We start from the raw sequence: 16,579 nt of genomic DNA on the forward strand, positions 1-16,579 counted from the left end.
CCTTGCGGGCGGGATTTACCGAGAGCAAATGACTGACAAACCGGAGATATTGTTCCTGCTGGTGGGACGCGGCGGATCAAAGGGATTGCCGGGAAAGAACTTACGCGACATCGGCGGGCTTAGCCTGATCGGCTACAAGGCCAGATCCGCGCTGCGGTCGCGCCATTGCTCGCGGCTGATCGTCTCCAGCGATAGCCCCGAGATCCGAAGCGAAGCTGTCAGGCATGGCGCCGAGATGCTATTTGAGCGGCCGGCGGAGCTTGCAACCGATACTGCGTCTTCCAACGACGTAGTGCTCCACGCCATGGATTGGATCGAGGCAAATGAGCGGCGGCGCTACGACGCCATCATGCTGCTGGAACCATCATCTCCGTTCGCCCGCCCCGAGCATTTCGACGAGGCGATCGATCTGTTCGTGGCGCGCAACGCCAGCCTCGTAGTCGGAATTCGCGAGACCGAGGTGTCGTCGATCTTCGTCGGCCCGCTCGGCAAAGATGGTTCGATCGGCACCATCGTCGACAAGATGCTCGCTACGACCGCGCAGCGGCGGCAGGACCAGCCGTTAGAGGTGACCATGAATGGCGCGCTCTATCTGATCGGGTGGGACGCCATGCGCAAGCACGGCAAGATCTATTCCGACCCGGCCGCGAGCTACGGCATCCTGATGGATCGCCTGCACTCGCTCGAAATCGAAACCGCGGCCGACCTCGCCTACGCCTCCTACGTCATCGAGCACGGAATGCTCGACGCCTCGCCGTGGCGAAAACAGCCATGACGACCGCGCGCCGACGCATCGCCGTGGTGACCGGATCGCGGGCGGATTACGGATTGCTGAAAGGCGTTCTGACGCGGTTGCAGAAGATGGATGACGTCGACCTGCAGGTCATCGCCTGCGGCATGCATCTGCTGCCGAAATTCGGCGAGACCTGGCGCATCATCGAGGCTGACGGTTTTAAGATCGCGGCCAAGATCGACCTCGAACTGAGCGATGATCGCGCGGAAACTGTGGCGCGCGGCACCGGGATCGGTGTGGCCGGATTTGCCGAAGCGCTGCCGAGCCTGGCGCCTGATCTGCTGGTGGTGCTCGGCGATCGCTACGAAATCCTGTCGGCGGCGGTGGCGGCAACGCTGTTGAATATTCCGATCGCCCATATTCATGGCGGCGAGATCACGGCCGGCGCGTTCGATGACGCCATACGCCATGCCATCACCAAGATGGCCTGCGTGCATTTTGCCGCCGCCGAGCCGTATCGGCGGCGTGTCATCCAGATGGGCGAGAATCCGGATTTTGTCTTTAATGTCGGTGCGCCGGGCCTCGATTTGGCAACCACCGCGCCAACGATCAGCCGAGCCGCCTTGGTTAGTGAACTCGGCATCAGTGGCCCGGAACGATTCCTGCTCGTCACGCTGCATCCGACCACCGCGCGGCCATATGCCGACGCCGCCACTGTCGCCGCGCTGCTGGGCGCGCTAGCCCAGATCGAGGATCGCAGTTTCATCTTCACCGGCGTCAACGCTGATCCCGGCTACCGCGTGATCGACGATGCCGTCAGGGCGTTCGTGGCCGAGCGGCCCGGCCGGGCGCATTTGTTTGCTTCGCTCGGCAGCGAGCGCTACTGGGCGGCGTTGCGACTTTCAGACGCCGTGGTGGGCAATTCGTCGAGTGGCATTCTGGAGGCGCCTGCAGTCGGGGTTCCCTCGGTCAATATCGGCGACCGTCAGCTGGGCCGGCTGCGCGCGGCATCGATCATCGATTGTCCTGCCGACCAGGCGACGATTCTCGCAGCGATCGAGAGTATCCTCGAAGGCCGGTTCCAGCCGGACATGTCAAGCGAACCGCCCTATGGCCGCGGCGGCGCGTCCGAGAAGATTGCTGGAGCCCTTCGAAAGGTCGACCTGCGGAATGCCTTTCCAAAGCATTTTTGGACCTACCCGAGGCTGGATCGGGATGGGGGAGCATGGCCACGACCAGCCGCGGGTGATGGAGCAACCATGCCGTCTGAACTGACAGCAGCTCTCGGGCGCGCGGCTCGGCGCCTGCTGACAAACGCGAGCGTCAATATTCTCATGGTGCGCGCGATAACGCTCGCCAGCCGGTTCCTGTTGTCGATCATACTGGCACGGGCGCTAAGTCTGGAAGATCTCGGTTATTTCGGATTGCTGTCGGCGGCGTTGCCATTCGGCATTGTTCTGATCGGCCTCGAGTTCCACAATTTCCTGATCCGGAAACAGGCTGTCGCCACACCACAGCAGCGCGTTGAACATATCCGCAATCAAGGCGCACTCTATTTCTGCAATTATCTGGTCATGCTCGCAGGCGCCGCGGTCTTCGTGCTGTTCAGGCCAGATCAGCTTGTCGCCGTGTGCTGGTTTGTCGCCCTGCTTGCCGTTGAGCATCTCACCATCGAGGCGCTCCGAAACCTGATCGCCTTCTCGCGGCCTCTCGCGGCCAACATGATCCTGCTCGTTCGAGGCGGCCTGTGGGTTTATGCCGTGGGCATTGTGATGGCAATCATGCCGGTGACCCGGAAGGTAGAAACCGTTTTCATCGCGTGGCTGATCGGCGGCATTTGCGGCATCCTGATAGCCATCGTGTTGTTTCGAAAGCTGCCCTGGAGAGAAGTGCCGTGGCACGGCGTGGACTGGAAGTGGATCAAGAGCGGCCTCAGAACCTCGACGCCATTCATGCTGATCGTCGCAAGCATACTGACGAGCACTTACTGCGACCGCTTTTTTATTGACGCCTACCTGCCGAGGCGTGACGTCGGCATCTACACTTTCTTCTCCATGCTCGCGATCGGGATGCAGTCGCTTATAACCAGCGTATCTCAGCAGCATTTGCCGCTTATCATTGTCGCGCATAATCAAGGGGCAATCGCTCACAGGCGCTCGCTCGTCAATTTTGCAAGGACCATGGCCTACTGTTCCACCGCCGCCAATGCCCTGGCGATCGTCGCGATCTTTCCGCTGCTCTGGCTGATAGACAAGTCCGACTACTCGGAGAATCTGAGTATCTTTTTCGCCCTGCTCGCGGCTTCGGCTCTTAGAGGTTTTGCAGACATCCCCGCCTACGCACTTTATTCAGCCGATGCCGACCGCGAACTTCTTGTGAGCAACATTGCCTCGGCCCTGACGGCGATCGGTCTAAGCGCCATGTTGATCCCGGCCCTGGGATTGCAGGGCGCGGCAATCGGATCGTTGGGCGCAGGTTTCATCTTGCTCATCGTAGAGGGCGCTTTCGCTATCAGGCGTTTCGGCAAGAAGCGTACGGACTGTGCCGGGCGGACGGCCGCTACCGCAGATAAACCCGATTGATTTGGACTCGAGCTACGCCAGTTCGTCATTTCAGCGCGACTGAAGAAGTGGCTTCTTCGGACTGTAGACTTGCAGCGAAACGAGTACAAGCGCCCCCACGGATGTCAAGTATCCAGGCGATTTGACGCCATGACTCGCCGCGAGCTACCGGGCTGGCATGCCCTCGGAAGGAACAGAGACTTTCTGAAAGTACACGTTCTCGGTATCGATTGTCTCAACGGTAGCAGCCTTCAACTGGCCGTCTCTGACGACAAATGGCCGATAGCCAAGAGACGCCATGAAGGCGACCGCATCGCCTGCGTTGTCTCCAAATCGCCTGAGATAGTTATCGACCATCTCCACCATCACGACGCGCGGAGCTCCGGGTGACGACAGAAGCTTTGACGCCCCACGTAGGATCTTCATTTCTGCGCCTTCAACATCGATTTTGATGAAATGCACAGTGGCGACTGCTCTTGACTCGCAAAATTCATCCAAGGTCCGGGTTGCGCCCTCATCCCCCATCCCGCCGGTTTCCGAAAAGAACGCAAAAGAACTGTCGTTATCGGGGAGATTCGCCGAAAGTATCTTGCCGCTGACATCCGAAAGCGGAGATGCAACCATCGTCACATTATGAAGATTGTTGATCTCGCAGTTTAGCTGTGCCAGCAGGGCGTTTTTCCTCACCGGTTCGAATGAGAAAACATGACCAGTCGCGCCAACCGCGCGCGCCAAACTGAGGGTATGCAATCCGATATTAGCCCCGACATCAACGCAGGTGTCTCCGGGTCCTACAAAGCTAGGGAGCCTCGCCATCTCGTCCTTTTCGAACGACCCGACCGTCAGAATGCGCCGGCCAATATACTCATTGGCCCAAACGAGAAGATCGAAGCCATGGAACTTCGTTTGACGAACGGTAGGCGTACGGGGGAAAAAACGGCTGGCAACCCGCATGCAACCCCTTAGCACTTGTCGCATCGGCCCCGCTTTACTCTGGGTATATTCTGCCATGTCTTCGCCCTCCAATTGCCAGAGCCGATATCATGCGGCTTCACGAACATTCACTCATCGCCCTGAAACCGCACGATGTCAAAAGCGTTGCCGCATGACGAAGTGAGAAGATCTCCGAATCCCGCGCGGCGCAGCGTCATCCCCATATCTCGCGAAGCCATGTAGCCTTTGCCCTTTACGATCGCCCGCACCCAAAGAACACCTGTCGAGTGGTTAAGCGGGATTTTCGCCGCACTGAACCAATCGGTGCTCGAAATTGACACTATGTCGAAACGTCTGTTCGAGGCTTGTCTCGCAACGTGCATGTGTCGACAATGCCGCCAATCGTCAACATTGAGAGCAGGACGAGCGCGGAGTTCGATATTCCCAGCGGCCCCTGAATGGGACTTAGTACTATGCTGGCAATCGTAAAAGTCAGCAACAATGGCGGCGTAACGAGAGTGGAACGCGTCGTCCCGCAATAGGCCCACCCGCCGCAAAAGCCCCAAAACACAATGTAGATAGCCGCCCCCCAAGCACCAAAATCGACCAAGGCGGCCCCCCAGACCGTTGGGAAAAACCCGTATATGTCTGCCTTGATCAGTTCGTTGTTCATCGTCGTAAGAAGCTGATTCGCTGGAAAGAATATCCGCGAGATGGGTGAAAGAATGCCGATCTCGTAAACTCCCCAGCTCGGCGACAATTCCGCCCTCGACTGCCAAATCACACCAAGCGTACGAACGCCATGCGTGAGATAGAAGTGATTGCTCAACAGCGCTCTGAAGGCTGAGGATGAGAGATATCCAGCCTCATGTGCCGAAACCACATACTGGCGCGGAGCCACTTTCCAGGACTGCCGCATGTTATTCAAAAACGGCCCGACCTCAGGCGCGCCCGCTGAGGCCACCCTTGGCCTAACGTCCTCAAACATCTTACTCACCCTAGCCGCATCGATTCCGAGCTGAGGCGAATTAGACGGCACAAGGGTTTCTTTAACATTGTTTGCTTCAACTTCATCCGCAGCGTCGGATCGCTTACGCAGCGCTTCGATTTTCTCGATTGGCTTCGCGCGCTTAGGAAGAGACTGCCGATTGTCGGAGTGCTGCTCTTTTGCCGTTTGTAATTCTCGGACGACAGCTTCCATCTCAGCGCAAGAATTTTGTCTGCTCGACCACATGGCATTCACATAAACCCCGAAAAGGACACTCACCACCATAACCTTAACCAGCAAATGGTGTCCGCGAGGTAACGGCGGAAGCCGCCAAGCCAAGCGGACAACGACGACAGAAAGGATCAAGGCGAGCATAAGCAGGATCGGCATTCGTCCTGAGTACAAAATCGCATAGCCGACCGGAGATAGAATCGAAAGCTGCGCAGGATAGACAGCCCATCCCTTAATGTCCTCGCCTCTTAGCAGAAACAAAGCCAATGACACGAAACCGAAAGAAAAGCTGAGATAACCAAGATAGAGCAAGGGTGTCCGCTTGATTTGAATGAAGTCAACCAGTGCCGGCGCGCAGCGGAGCAAGGCGGCGCGATCACTATTGCTCATGCCACTAAACACAGTGCGATCAAGAGCTATCAGCGCAATTCCAACCAGACCCGCTATCGACGCTGCACCGACAGTTAGATTCAACACCTCCGGTGTCGCCGATTGGCGTAGCCCAGGCCCCAACGAGCGCGCGAAACTCCAGGCGCCGGCGCAATGAGCACAAGAAAACAACACCAACCCAACGACTATGAGCAAAAAGGTCGACATCGATGGCAATGAAGGATAGTGGATAGGCCCGATTAGAATAATGACCAAAATGAGGGCCCAAACAGTGCTCAAGAGAACTGGCGGCGATAGAAAACCGCGGGCTATGGTGTTCAATTGCCGCATTGGATCAATCCAACCATTTTCCTACGTCAAACTTCAGCGAAAGAACCAGTTGTACCGCGGTGTATGAGGGCGGCCAGACAGCAGGACATCGATCGCTCGATCCCATATCAGATGTAGGCGACAGGTGGGTAAAGCATATCTGGGCCGGTGGGAAGGCCGGCTAACATCGTCGCGGAGGCTCGCTGGAGTTCCCTATCCTGCGCAGCAGAAATCAGGCACAATCGGAGCGAGTATTGACCCGCGAGGACGGCAATCCCAACGACCTCACCGATTCCAGTCCGATCGAGACGCAAAAGCCAGGACCTCCGGCACCAGACCCGCAAAATCAACACCGGCCTCATAACAATGACGGCAGGACGTGTCAGGAAAAGCCAACCAGGTAGGCTCGCATTATCGCAGATCCAGCGCTGTTGGCTGCAGCCCCTGAAATCGCGATCGCCCGAGAACGCCGCAAAGTCAAAGTGAGATTTCGCGAGATTTCAAGAACCGCGGTAGGTATTGGTTGAGGCTACGGACCAATGGCTCAACGCTGGCACGTATTGCCGGCTTTACTGCATCGAAGTTCTGCCACGTATAATAGTTGCCCTCGACGCTGGCCGCGGCCAAATGTCTGACCATATCCCGGCGTGCCTCGTTCAGGTTCTCGGGCGGCTGCCAACGTTCAAGTTGTTCTGCAACATTTCGGATCTCTCCGAAGCTGCGGACATGCAGATAGTGCTGTTCTGTCGCATAATAAGGCTCGCTCACCACCGAGCAACGGCCTGCAAGGGCAGCCTGAAAGCCGATCGTGCCCGTAAAGGTCACTGAAATACCGCATTGCTCGATCAGCAAATTTGCCGGCACATCGTACGGGACTAGCGTTACGAGAGGCAACTTCGACAGCCTCTCCAACAGTTCACGCTGTCGAAAGCCGAATTGCAGCGGATGATCTTTGACGAATGTGTGGTACCCGGCCTCACCGAGGACTTCGCAGTACTCCATGATGACATCGTCGTGCGGAAGCATGTCCAATGATCGCAGCCAGTAGTCCATCGACGCTTCCGGGAAAAGTTGTAACCCGAGAAAAACGCGCCGATCGAATGTGACCGCCTTCAACCGGCTTTCCCAATCGGGCGCAACCATTTCCAGGACCACGACATCTTCCGGTCTGACCTTGTGTTTGAGACTCTTTAAGAGTCCACATAATGTAGGTTTAACGGATCCCGGCGAACGAGATCTCCACAAATTGAAGAACGCACCGCGCAATGCAAAATATCCAAATACATGCCAGAACTTCCACCTGGAGAATCTTTTGGCGTCGCGCACATAAGTCGGGGCAAAATCGGTCTGACAAAGTGCCTTCACTGCGGAATCAACATGATCGTCCGACGGCTCGCGGAGCCGAACGAGTTGACCGCGACGCATGAATATTACTTCATCTGGAAGTATTGACGTTGTCATCTCCAGAAAGTCAATATTGCGCGCGCGGGCGACTCGCTCCATCACGTCCGTGACGTACCGATCTATAGTAAATGTCACTATGAGACCGGGGTCGAGACTATCAAATGCACGCTCGATGGCTTGCACCATGCCGCCAATCATTTGAAGAGCAAGGTTTCGGTCCAGACTCCTCAGTGACCGGCACCGAAGGATAATCTCCGCGCAGCCGTCTTCTCCAAAGCGCGAAATCGCAACGGCCTCAGCATCGCCCTTCCGCATAAAGCGATAGAAGTCATCAACAAGCACCCAGTCGCCCTCGCCGCGCAGATCGCTCAGCACGACGCCATCAGCAAAATCCAAACGGGACGCGAGATACTTCCACCATCGCGTTGTACTATGGATCGCAAAAAAGACGACTTTTGGCATCGGTGGATCGGGGGGTTATTGCTTGTCTGTAGCCAAAAATGGGCTGCTCGGCAGATTGATGCAGCGCGCATACATGTCCTCGGCAACCGGCAAACGTGAACGCGGGCAGTTGCGATACATCGGCAGCAGATGCATGGGCGTCCACAGGGGCCTGGCATGAACGCCATTGGCATGGAGCGCCGAGAGCAGCCGGTCGCGTTCGCCGGCGTATTCGCGATCCAGAACCAGCGTGTTGAGCCAATAATTGCTCCGCGCACCGTTCGGCTCGCGGTAGATGCCGGCATTGGTGAACCCGTCGAAAACCTCGAGGTAACGCCCGGCCAATTCGCGCTTGGCCTCGACCATCGCTGACAGCCGCTCCATCTGGCCACAGCCGAGCGCCGCGTTGATGTTGGGAAGCCGATAGTTGTAGCCGACCTCGTCGTGATCGAACGACCAGGCATGCGACTTCTTGGCCGTGGTGGTGAAGTGCCGTGCGCGCGTGGCGTACGCGCCGTCGTCGGTCAGGATCATGCCACCGCCGCCGGTGGTGATGATCTTGTTGCCGTTGAAGGAGAGCACGGCGGAATGGCCGAACGTGCCGCACGCCTGCCCTTGCCAGGTCGAGCCCAGCGACTCCGTCGCATCCTCGACGACCACGAGGCCGTATTTTTCAGCCACCGCGAGCAGCGCCGCCATGTCGACCGGATGTCCGAAGATATGCACCGGAACGACGGCACGAATCCGTCGGCCGGTCTGCTTGTTGAAGAGGCCAGCGTCACGCCGAACCGATACCTCCTTAAGGTGAATATCAAGCGCTGCCGGATCGAGGCCCAGCGTGTTCCAGGTCAGATCCACGAAATGCGGAACGGCGCCGGCGTGGCTGACGGCGTTAGCCGTGGCTACGAAGGTGATCGACGGCAAGATGACCTCATCGTCTGCGCGCACGCCCTCGAGCAGCAGGGCGGCATGAAGTGCTGCGGTGCCGTTGATGATCGCAATGGCATGACGGGCCCCGGTGGCGGCGGCGACCATCTGCTCGAAGTGGGCGACATATTTGCCGGCTGACGACACCCAGTTGGTGTCGATGCAATCGAGAACAAGTTCGCGCTCGCGTGTGCCCAGCCGCGGTTCGTGTAGCGCCACCGGACGGGTGGCGGAAGCAAGAACGATATCGACCGCTTCCAGCACGGCGCGCAAATCGAACTCGGCGCGGTGGTCGGCAATGACTGGAGAATGGCTCATCAGGCTCACAAATTGTAGGCGTTGGCGCGATAGCGGGACAGATTTTCTTTCTTCGTGAACCAGGATATCGTTTGCTCCAGGCCCTTGCGAACTCCTTCGATGCCAGCCAGGCGCGGCGACCAACCTAAGAGCTTTTGCGCCTTGGCGTTACTGGCCCACAGCCGGTCAACTTCGCTGCGTTCCGGCCGCAGCCGGACCGCGTCCTGCTCGATTTCGACCTTCGCGTCCATCAGTTCGGCAATCAGCCGTGCGGTATCTCCGATCGAAATCTCGAACCCGTTGCCGATGTTGATGACTTCGCCGACGCCGGCCTTGGTCTCGAGCGCGGCAATGAAGCCCCCGACCGTGTCAGTGACGAAATTGAAATCGCGCGTCGGATGGATACTGCCGAGCTTGATGGTGCGCTCGCCAGCCGCGATCTGCGTAATTATGGTCGGAATAACGGCGCGCGCCGACTGCCGCGGTCCGTAGGTGTTGAAGGGCCGTACCACCGTCACCGGCGTACCGAACGAGCGCTCGAACGACAGCGCGAGCTGATCGGCGCCGATCTTGCTGGCCGAATAGGGCGACTGCCCCTGCAGCATGTGATCTTCAGTGATGGGAACGAATTGCGCTGTGCCATACACTTCGCTGGTGGAGGTGTGGATGACATGGGAGATGTCGAAATCGCGGGCTGCCTGAAGCACATTGAGCGTGCCGCGTATGTTGGTTTCGATATACGTGTCAGGCGAGTGGTACGAATAAGGGATCGCGATTAGCGCCGCGAGATGCAACACGGCGTCGCATCCCTTCATCGCGGTGCGCACGCCATTCGGATCGCGGATATCGCCAGCGAACACGTCGAACTGCTTGCGGATATCGGCGGGGGACGCGTCGAGCCAGCCGTACGAACCGAGGGCGTTGTAGTGCACGAAGGCGCGCACATCGAAGTTCCTGCGGATCAGCTCTTCCGCAAGATGCGACCCGATGAATCCGCCCGCGCCTGTTAGCAGTATTTTTCGCAAGGTTCCCGTCCCCGTTGCCAGACCCGTGCGCCTCTCGGCGCGTCCTGGCCGCTTCTAAACAGTACTGCGGCTGGAAACCAGATCGAACGGACAAAAAACACCCCGGGCCGTTTTATGGCCCCATTTCCGGTAGGTGCGCCATTTTTTCATAACGTATTGATAATTTTACTATTTTGCCACGTCTACTGAGAGGCGAACCTGCGGACCAGGTCAATCACCGTCCGCTGCTGATCCGCCGTGATCTCCGCGAACATCGGCAGCGACAGAATCATGCCCTGCTGGCGGTACGCGTTGGGAAACTGCTCAGGGCGGTGGCCCAAGCGGCGATAGGCGGCGAGAAACGGCAGTGCGGTCGGGTAGTTGATCGCGGTCTGCACGCCATTGTTCCTAAGATGCGCCGCCAGCGCGTCGCGCCGGGGATGCTGGATCGTATAGAGGTGATAAACGTGGCTTCTATCCGTAGCGACCTCGGGCACAACGACGTCCTCGATCTGATTGAGGCCGGCATCGTAGACCTGGGCAGCGCGCTGGCGCGCCGAGGTCCAGTCTGGCAAATGCGGCAGCTTGGCCGACAGGATGGCCGCCTGCATGCCATCGAGGCGGCTATTGATGCCTTCGATCCAGTGCTGGTGCTTCACCAGGCCGCCGTGCCGCGCCAACATAGTCATATGTCCGGTCAGCGTGTCGTCATTGGTGACGACGGCCCCGGCATCGCCCATCGCGCCGAGATTCTTGCCCGGATAAAATGAATAGGTTGCGGCGGCACCGAACGTGCCTACCTGCTGGCCCTTGTAACGCGCCAGATGCGCCTGCGCACAGTCCTCAATCACCCAGAGCTTATGCCTGCTCGCGATCGCCATGATCGCGTCCATGTCGGCCGGCTGCCCATAAAGATGGACCGGAATGATGCCGACGGTGCGCGGCGTGATTGCGGCCTCGATCGCCGCCGGATCGATCGTGAACGTCGCGCCATCGGTGTCGCAGAACACCACGGTCGCACCGGCGTGGGTGATCATCGCCGAGGTACTGATCCAGGAATGCGCTGTGGTGATCACCTCGTCGCCCGGCTGCACCTTGAGCGCGGCCATGGCCAGATACAGCGCGTCGGTGCCGTTTGCGCAGGAGATGCAATGCTTGACGTCGACGGCCGCGGCGAACTCCCGTTCGAAGGCGTCGACATAGGATCCACGGATGAAAGCGTTATCGCGGATGACAGCCGATATCGCGCTGTCGATCTCGCTCTTGATGTTCTGATATTGCAGCTGCAGATCCGCAAAAGGCACCGGCATCGATCGTCTTCCCTACTGGTCCGTCAGCAGCCGGCGCGCCGGATTGCCTGCATATTTCCCTGGCGTCGTCACGTCCCTGGTCACGACAGACCCCGCGCCAATGACCACGTCGTCGGCGATCCTGATCGGCATGATCGTGGCGTTAGAGCCAATCGAGACCCGATTACCAATCAAGGTCTCACGCCACAACTCCCTTTGTCCGCGGGCTGGGCCGCCGGTCGAGAAGGTGTCGTTGACGAACATCACGCCATGGCCGACAAAACAATCTTCACCGATCGTCACCAGTTCGCAGATGAAGGCGTGCGACTGCACCCGCGTGCGGGCGCCAATCACAACGCCCTTTTGGATTTCGGTGAACGGCCCGACAAAGCAATCGTCGCCGATTTTGCAGCCATAGAGATTGCACGGCTCGACGATCCTGACCCGGGCGCCGAAATCGACGTCGCGGACGCCAGCCTGATGCACTTCCGGCCGCTTCACGATGACACACCGAGCCGGCCCAGGCGAGGCGTGAAGCGGAGCGGTACCTCGGCGCCTGTCTCGATCGATTCGTAGAGCGCCGAGATCAATTCCAGGCTCTTGCGTCCTTCGAGACCATCAACTAGAGCCGCGCGCTGATGCACAAGGCAATCGACCACATGCTGGTAGTAGGCCTGATGACCGAAGCCGTATACGTTCGGCGGGTTGACGGAAAACTTCTCAACCACATCCTTGTCGGACGGAAGTTCGTCGGCGAAGCGCCAGTGACGGATCTGGTTGACGGCGAACCCTGCAATCTCGACCGCTCCCTTCTCTCCAAGGATCGAGAGCGAACCTTCGAGGTCGGTTGGACGCACGGCCGTCGTCGCCTCGATGATGCCGAGCGCGCCGTTGCGGAATTTCAGCGTTGCGATGGCGGTGTCCTCGGCCTCGATCTTTGCCAGGGCCGTGACGGCGCGGGCGTGAACGCTGACAACATCGCCGAAAAACCATTCGAGCATATCGACGTGGTGGCTGGCCTGGTTTGAGAGCACGCCGCCGTCATAGGCCCACGTGCCGCGCCAGGCATCCTGATCGTAATAGGCTTGGTCGCGGCACCAGCGCACGCGGACGGTGCCAAGGATCAGGCGGCCGAAGCGGCCGGCCTCAAGCGCCTCGCGCGCCTTCACTACCGGAACGTTAAAACGGTTTTGCTTGACGATGAACAGCTTCACGCCGGCCTCATCGCAGGAGCGGATCATTTCATCGGCATCTTGCAACCGCAGCGCCATTGGCTTCTCGACGACCACATGTTTGCCAGCCTTTGCGCAGGCGATGACATGAGCAGGATGCATTCCACTCGGCGTCAATACTGCGACAGCGTCGATGTCCGTTCGCTCAAGGAAAGCATCGATATCATAATCCGCCGGAACACCGAATTTCGACGCGATCGCGTCGGCCCGCGCCGAAATCGGATCGCAGACCGCGACGAGCCTCGCTCCGCTGATATAGCCGCCTCCGAGCAATTCGGAGTGACGCTTGGCAATGCGCCCACACCCGAGCAGGCCAGATCTGATCATCGTACGTCCCTATACCGACCGACTACATTGCGATGAGGAGCCTAGCAAGCCACCAGAGGCCATTCTCGATAGTCAAACAATCTCTGTCTCTAGACACTTTTTGTGGATCTGATCGCCTGATATGACTTAACCGCTGACATTCAATAATATGTCACTGGCTGCTCAAATATTGTCAACTCTGGAACTGGACTTATCGAACCGGACTGCGTCATAGACGCAAAAAGTCCGAATCTGACGACCTCGGCCAAAAAAGCGCGATGGTTCGGAGTCTCGCAAGAACAACGAACGTCGCACCAGGACAGCTGACCTCCGTAAAGCAGCCCCAAACGTCTCAGGGAGTAGGTTTGACAGCCCAATAGGCTCGGCCGTTGCTCTGAGGATCGCTGTTGTCTGATGAGGAGAAAATGAAGATAGACACCTTGTTTCTCCAATGGGAATAACGACCTCTACCAATGCGAGCGACGTCCGCGTGAACGCTATGCGGGGGGCCGATAGGTCTTCCGTCTTCGTAGATTTCGATCGGCGACCGTTCGTTGTTGTCCGGCGAGTCCGCTAGGCTGGCAAATGTCTCGTCGCGGGCGATGACCCCGAACTCGGAACTCAAAAATCTTACGAATGGCCTGCGCAGCAAAACCTTTTCGCCTGCAACTCTTGGCTCGGTTCGGGAGATTGCAGGCTGCGAATATTGGGACCGCAGCCAGCTGGCCGTCAGGAAATAGGCACTGATTGCGCCAATCGCCAACAGCAGCTTGGTCCGATTATCCCAACGTACGATTGAGGTCATGGTCTTCGCACCAGTGCCTAGCGCCAGGTACTAGTAACCTGAAAGCGACCTTTGCCGCAACCTGACCTCGTTGATTCCTTAAATGGTACAGTGCCCGTGAGCTTTCTCTTGCCTCAGCTCTGAAAACGTCGATTGTAAGCCGTCGCGAACCTGGATGCAGGCCTCCGAAAAATGGAAAACTTGACCGAGCAAAAGCAAACGTCTGCACCAAACCTGCTGTTTGGGAGCCGTAAGGGCTTTATCCTCTTGAACTGGATTCTGATTGCGGTGTCCTGTGTTTCTCTTGTGTATGTTGCCCACTATTATTCGGATTATTACATATCATTTAGGCCTTCGGGCGTGCCTGGCGCAATCATACTGATTGCTGCGTTTTCCCTCGTTTCAATTCTCTTTGCGTTTGCCGGCAATAGCTTCGGTTACGTCGTGGGCTTCTATTCGTATGCGATGATCGCGGGGTATCTTTGGCTGAATAATTTTTCCGAATTAGTTTACAATCATCGATTAGCAGGGCTTTCCGCGGCAGCATCGGCGATCGCATTCTTGTTGCCCGCCCTGTTCATCTCCTCGCCCGTTCGCCAAATCTACACTCTGTCCTTATCGGCATTGGATCGCCTGCTCACACTGATCCTGTTGCTGAGTTCTGCGACGATCCTCGTCGGCGCCAGCTATAACTTCAAATTTGTCAGCATTGAAAACATCTACAACTACCGCTCCGAACTTGGATTACCGGTGATTCTGAATTACGTGATCGGAATAGCATCCAACGCGCTGCTGCCATTTGCATTCGCCTGTTTCGTGGGACGCGGAAATATCTGGCGTGCTGGGGCGGCTCTGTTTCTACTTTTGATGTTCTATCCGATCACGCTGAGCAAACTGGCCCTGTTCACGCCGTTCTGGCTCGTGGCAATGTTGGCCCTTTCGCGATACTTCAACTTCAAGTTTGCCGTCACTCTTTCGCTGCTTGTGCCGATTTCCGTCGGATTATTGCTGATCATCCTGTTCCAGCAGGAGATACTGCCTTACAGCATGACCTTTCCCTATTTCGGGCTCGTGAACTTTCGGATGATCGCGATTCCCTCGTTGGCCATGGACTATTACAATAGCTTTTTCTTCGCCCATCCCGTGACGAATTTCTGTCAGATACGTTTGCTCAGGCCTTTCGTCGCTTGCCCCTATCAGGAGCAGCTGGCGAACGTCATTTACAATGCTTTTGGCATTGGCGGACAATTCAATGCCTCGCTGTTTGCGACGGAGGGTATCGCGTCGGTCGGAGCCTTCTTTGCCCCGGTCACGGCATTCGCAGCGGGACTTGTGATTGCGTTAGGCAACCGCCTCTCTTCCGGTTTGCAGCCGCAATTCATCCTAATCTCGGGCGCTATTCTAGCCCAAGCGCTTCTTAACGTACCCCTGACAACGGTGCTGCTCACCCATGGCGCCGGCGTGCTATTTGTTCTTTGGTACATTCTACCGCGCGACGCATTTGGAGTGGCGGCGACGCCGGGCCCTCAAAATCTTAGCCGGTGACCAACATGCTTGAAGGCTAAAGCGACCGGTGCAGAAAATTGCACGGATCGCGTGCGCAATAGGCAGGCCTGCAACCGAAGTCAAGCCTGCGTTGCAAGCCGAACGGTCTTGGCAAAGTCCGCCGCAAAGGCAGCGACGCGGACATCCTGATTCGGAAGGAGGTTGCGGATGACAAGTCCGCCAGGATCCTCTGAGAGACGCATGAGTTCGTTCGCCAGGGCGACAGGATCGTCAGTTCCGAAATAGCTCGCCGCACCGGCGGTCTGCTCGCGATGCACATCGAGATCTGACAATATCATCGGCACCCCAAACGATTTCGCCTCTTCAACGGTTGTGCTCCACCCCTCGGACCGGGACGGATTTATCAGCGCGGTGCACGCCCGAAGCAACGCGTATACATGCGATAGCGGAATTATTCCCAGATGACGGAACCGCCCTTCAAGCCCGCGGCTTCGCACCCGCGCCATGATCTCATCGAAATAGCCGCGCTCGCGCCGATCTTCGGTGCTGCCCGATGCGCACACGATCGCATTGACCCCGCGCTGCGCCAGGATGGCCAGCGCATCCACGACTACCTGGTGGTTCTTGTGCGTGTAAAATTGATTTGGCAGGTAGAAGTATTTTTCGGGCAACTGGTACTGCGCAACAATCTCGGCCGGATTTGCGGTCAGGAATGCCGGCGACAGCCCGGTCGCGAAACGAACCACACAGACCTCGTTCTTCGCTCCGGGATAGAATTTCCTGAAGTCGCGATGCGAGCTTTCGCTGCTCAGCATTACGGTCCGGCCGGATGCGATTTGCATTCGGAAACCGGCTTCGCGGCGCCAGCGCGCCGCCGCCGGGAAGAGCTGAGGCAACCGTCGATGCTGAAAGTCGGGAAACCAGGCCACAGCGGGATAGGGCAGACGCCAGCCAAAGAACCGGGCAGCTTCGAAGACGGCGTCGATGCGATGCGTCCGGAATTCTGCTATTGCCTCCCGGTCCAATCCCCATGCCAGCGACGTAGCCAAACCGACATGGCCGTCGAACGCCGCCGATCGCACCACCTCCACACCAGGTATCGCGGCAAGCGGCGCAAGATCGGCATCATCATCACCGGTCCCGGCAAACAGGACGGGCGCAAACTCGCCGGTGCGGAACTTGCTCAGCGCCTGAAATAGATTGCTTTGATAGTTGTAGCCGCCGGCCCAGAGCCTGCGGGGAAT

14 protein-coding genes are annotated in these 16,579 nt (G+C 57.9%); 4 read left to right on the forward strand and 10 right to left on the reverse strand.

Going from position 1 to position 16,579, the window contains the following annotated elements; translation table 11 throughout:
- Positions 1–28: 28 nt before the first annotated feature.
- Together ACFXS9_RS05500 and neuC are read left to right on the forward strand one after the other, a co-directional pair.
- A complete protein-coding gene (locus ACFXS9_RS05500) occupies positions 29–775 on the forward strand; it encodes an acylneuraminate cytidylyltransferase family protein (protein WP_392685866.1) in 747 nt (248 codons plus the stop codon).
- Positions 772–3,315 carry a UDP-N-acetylglucosamine 2-epimerase gene (gene neuC, locus ACFXS9_RS05505; protein ID WP_392685869.1) on the forward strand — a complete coding sequence of 848 codons (2,544 nt, stop codon included), beginning with the start codon at positions 772–774 and terminating at the stop codon, positions 3,313–3,315. Before ACFXS9_RS05500 ends, neuC begins: the two co-directional genes overlap by 4 nt.
- A 144-nt stretch (positions 3,316–3,459) precedes the next feature.
- Here the strand turns inward: neuC and ACFXS9_RS05510 are convergent, their stop codons facing one another.
- The 9 genes from ACFXS9_RS05510 to ACFXS9_RS05550 form a co-directional block, all read right to left on the reverse strand.
- Entirely contained in the window at positions 3,460–4,305 is an 846-nt protein-coding gene (locus tag ACFXS9_RS05510; RefSeq protein ID WP_392685872.1) for an FkbM family methyltransferase, read from the reverse strand.
- A gap of 262 nt (positions 4,306–4,567) precedes the next feature.
- Positions 4,568–6,166 carry a hypothetical protein gene (locus ACFXS9_RS05515; protein ID WP_392685874.1) on the reverse strand — a complete coding sequence of 533 codons (1,599 nt, stop codon included), beginning with the start codon at positions 6,164–6,166 and terminating at the stop codon, positions 4,568–4,570.
- 456 nt (positions 6,167–6,622) lie between these two features.
- Positions 6,623–8,011, reverse strand: a complete 1,389-nt coding sequence (locus tag ACFXS9_RS05520) for a hypothetical protein (RefSeq protein ID WP_392685877.1) — start codon at positions 8,009–8,011, stop codon at positions 6,623–6,625.
- 15 nt (positions 8,012–8,026) lie between these two features.
- Complete coding sequence (locus ACFXS9_RS05525; protein WP_392685880.1) at positions 8,027–9,235, reverse strand: LegC family aminotransferase; 1,209 nt, start codon at positions 9,233–9,235, stop codon at positions 8,027–8,029.
- 5 nt (positions 9,236–9,240) lie between these two features.
- Positions 9,241–10,239, reverse strand: coding sequence for an NAD-dependent 4,6-dehydratase LegB (locus ACFXS9_RS05530; protein WP_392685883.1), 999 nt, complete (start codon positions 10,237–10,239; stop codon positions 9,241–9,243).
- A 182-nt stretch (positions 10,240–10,421) separates the two neighbouring features.
- On the reverse strand, positions 10,422–11,528 hold the full coding sequence (locus ACFXS9_RS05535; RefSeq protein WP_392685886.1) for a DegT/DnrJ/EryC1/StrS family aminotransferase: 1,107 nt from the start codon (positions 11,526–11,528) through the stop codon (positions 10,422–10,424).
- A 12-nt stretch (positions 11,529–11,540) separates the two neighbouring features.
- On the reverse strand, positions 11,541–12,008 hold the full coding sequence (locus tag ACFXS9_RS05540; protein ID WP_392685889.1) for an acyltransferase: 468 nt from the start codon (positions 12,006–12,008) through the stop codon (positions 11,541–11,543).
- Entirely contained in the window at positions 12,005–13,066 is a 1,062-nt protein-coding gene (locus ACFXS9_RS05545) for a Gfo/Idh/MocA family protein (RefSeq protein WP_392685891.1), read from the reverse strand. The genes ACFXS9_RS05540 and ACFXS9_RS05545 overlap by 4 nt, the downstream gene beginning before the upstream one ends.
- Before the next feature lie 331 nt (positions 13,067–13,397).
- Entirely contained in the window at positions 13,398–13,850 is a 453-nt protein-coding gene (locus ACFXS9_RS05550; protein ID WP_392685894.1) for a hypothetical protein, read from the reverse strand.
- A 171-nt stretch (positions 13,851–14,021) separates the two neighbouring features.
- On the opposite strand from ACFXS9_RS05550, the gene ACFXS9_RS05555 reads away from it, so the two are divergent.
- A complete protein-coding gene (locus tag ACFXS9_RS05555) occupies positions 14,022–15,374 on the forward strand; it encodes a hypothetical protein (RefSeq protein ID WP_392685897.1) in 1,353 nt (450 codons plus the stop codon).
- An 80-nt stretch (positions 15,375–15,454) separates the two neighbouring features.
- Here ACFXS9_RS05555 and ACFXS9_RS05560 read toward each other — a convergent pair whose 3' ends face one another.
- Positions 15,455–16,081: a glycosyltransferase gene (locus tag ACFXS9_RS05560; RefSeq protein ID WP_392685900.1), complete on the reverse strand. Its 627-nt coding sequence runs from the start codon at positions 16,079–16,081 to the stop codon at positions 15,455–15,457.
- A 90-nt stretch (positions 16,082–16,171) separates the two neighbouring features.
- Between ACFXS9_RS05560 and ACFXS9_RS05565 the strand changes: the two genes are divergently transcribed.
- A complete protein-coding gene (locus ACFXS9_RS05565) occupies positions 16,172–16,534 on the forward strand; it encodes a hypothetical protein (RefSeq protein ID WP_392685903.1) in 363 nt (120 codons plus the stop codon).
- The last annotated feature ends 45 nt before the right edge of the window (positions 16,535–16,579 follow it).

It is taken from the genome of Bradyrhizobium sp. RDI18 (assembly GCF_043203335.1).
Taxonomy (GTDB): Bacteria; Pseudomonadota; Alphaproteobacteria; order Rhizobiales; family Xanthobacteraceae; genus Bradyrhizobium; species Bradyrhizobium retamae.

Coding starts and splice junctions, on each gene's coding strand:
- ACFXS9_RS05510 (WP_392685872.1), bottom strand. CDS start 4,305: ATGGCAGAATATACCCAGAGTAAAGCGGGGCCGATGCGACAAGTGCTA.
- neuC (WP_392685869.1), top strand. CDS start 772: ATGACGACCGCGCGCCGACGCATCGCCGTGGTGACCGGATCGCGGGCG.
- ACFXS9_RS05555 (WP_392685897.1), top strand. CDS start 14,022: ATGGAAAACTTGACCGAGCAAAAGCAAACGTCTGCACCAAACCTGCTG.
- ACFXS9_RS05550 (WP_392685894.1), bottom strand. CDS start 13,850: ATGACCTCAATCGTACGTTGGGATAATCGGACCAAGCTGCTGTTGGCG.
- ACFXS9_RS05545 (WP_392685891.1), bottom strand. CDS start 13,066: ATGATCAGATCTGGCCTGCTCGGGTGTGGGCGCATTGCCAAGCGTCAC.
- ACFXS9_RS05525 (WP_392685880.1), bottom strand. CDS start 9,235: ATGAGCCATTCTCCAGTCATTGCCGACCACCGCGCCGAGTTCGATTTG.
- ACFXS9_RS05515 (WP_392685874.1), bottom strand. CDS start 6,166: ATGCGGCAATTGAACACCATAGCCCGCGGTTTTCTATCGCCGCCAGTT.
- ACFXS9_RS05535 (WP_392685886.1), bottom strand. CDS start 11,528: ATGCCGGTGCCTTTTGCGGATCTGCAGCTGCAATATCAGAACATCAAG.
- ACFXS9_RS05500 (WP_392685866.1), top strand. CDS start 29: ATGACTGACAAACCGGAGATATTGTTCCTGCTGGTGGGACGCGGCGGA.
- ACFXS9_RS05520 (WP_392685877.1), bottom strand. CDS start 8,011: ATGCCAAAAGTCGTCTTTTTTGCGATCCATAGTACAACGCGATGGTGG.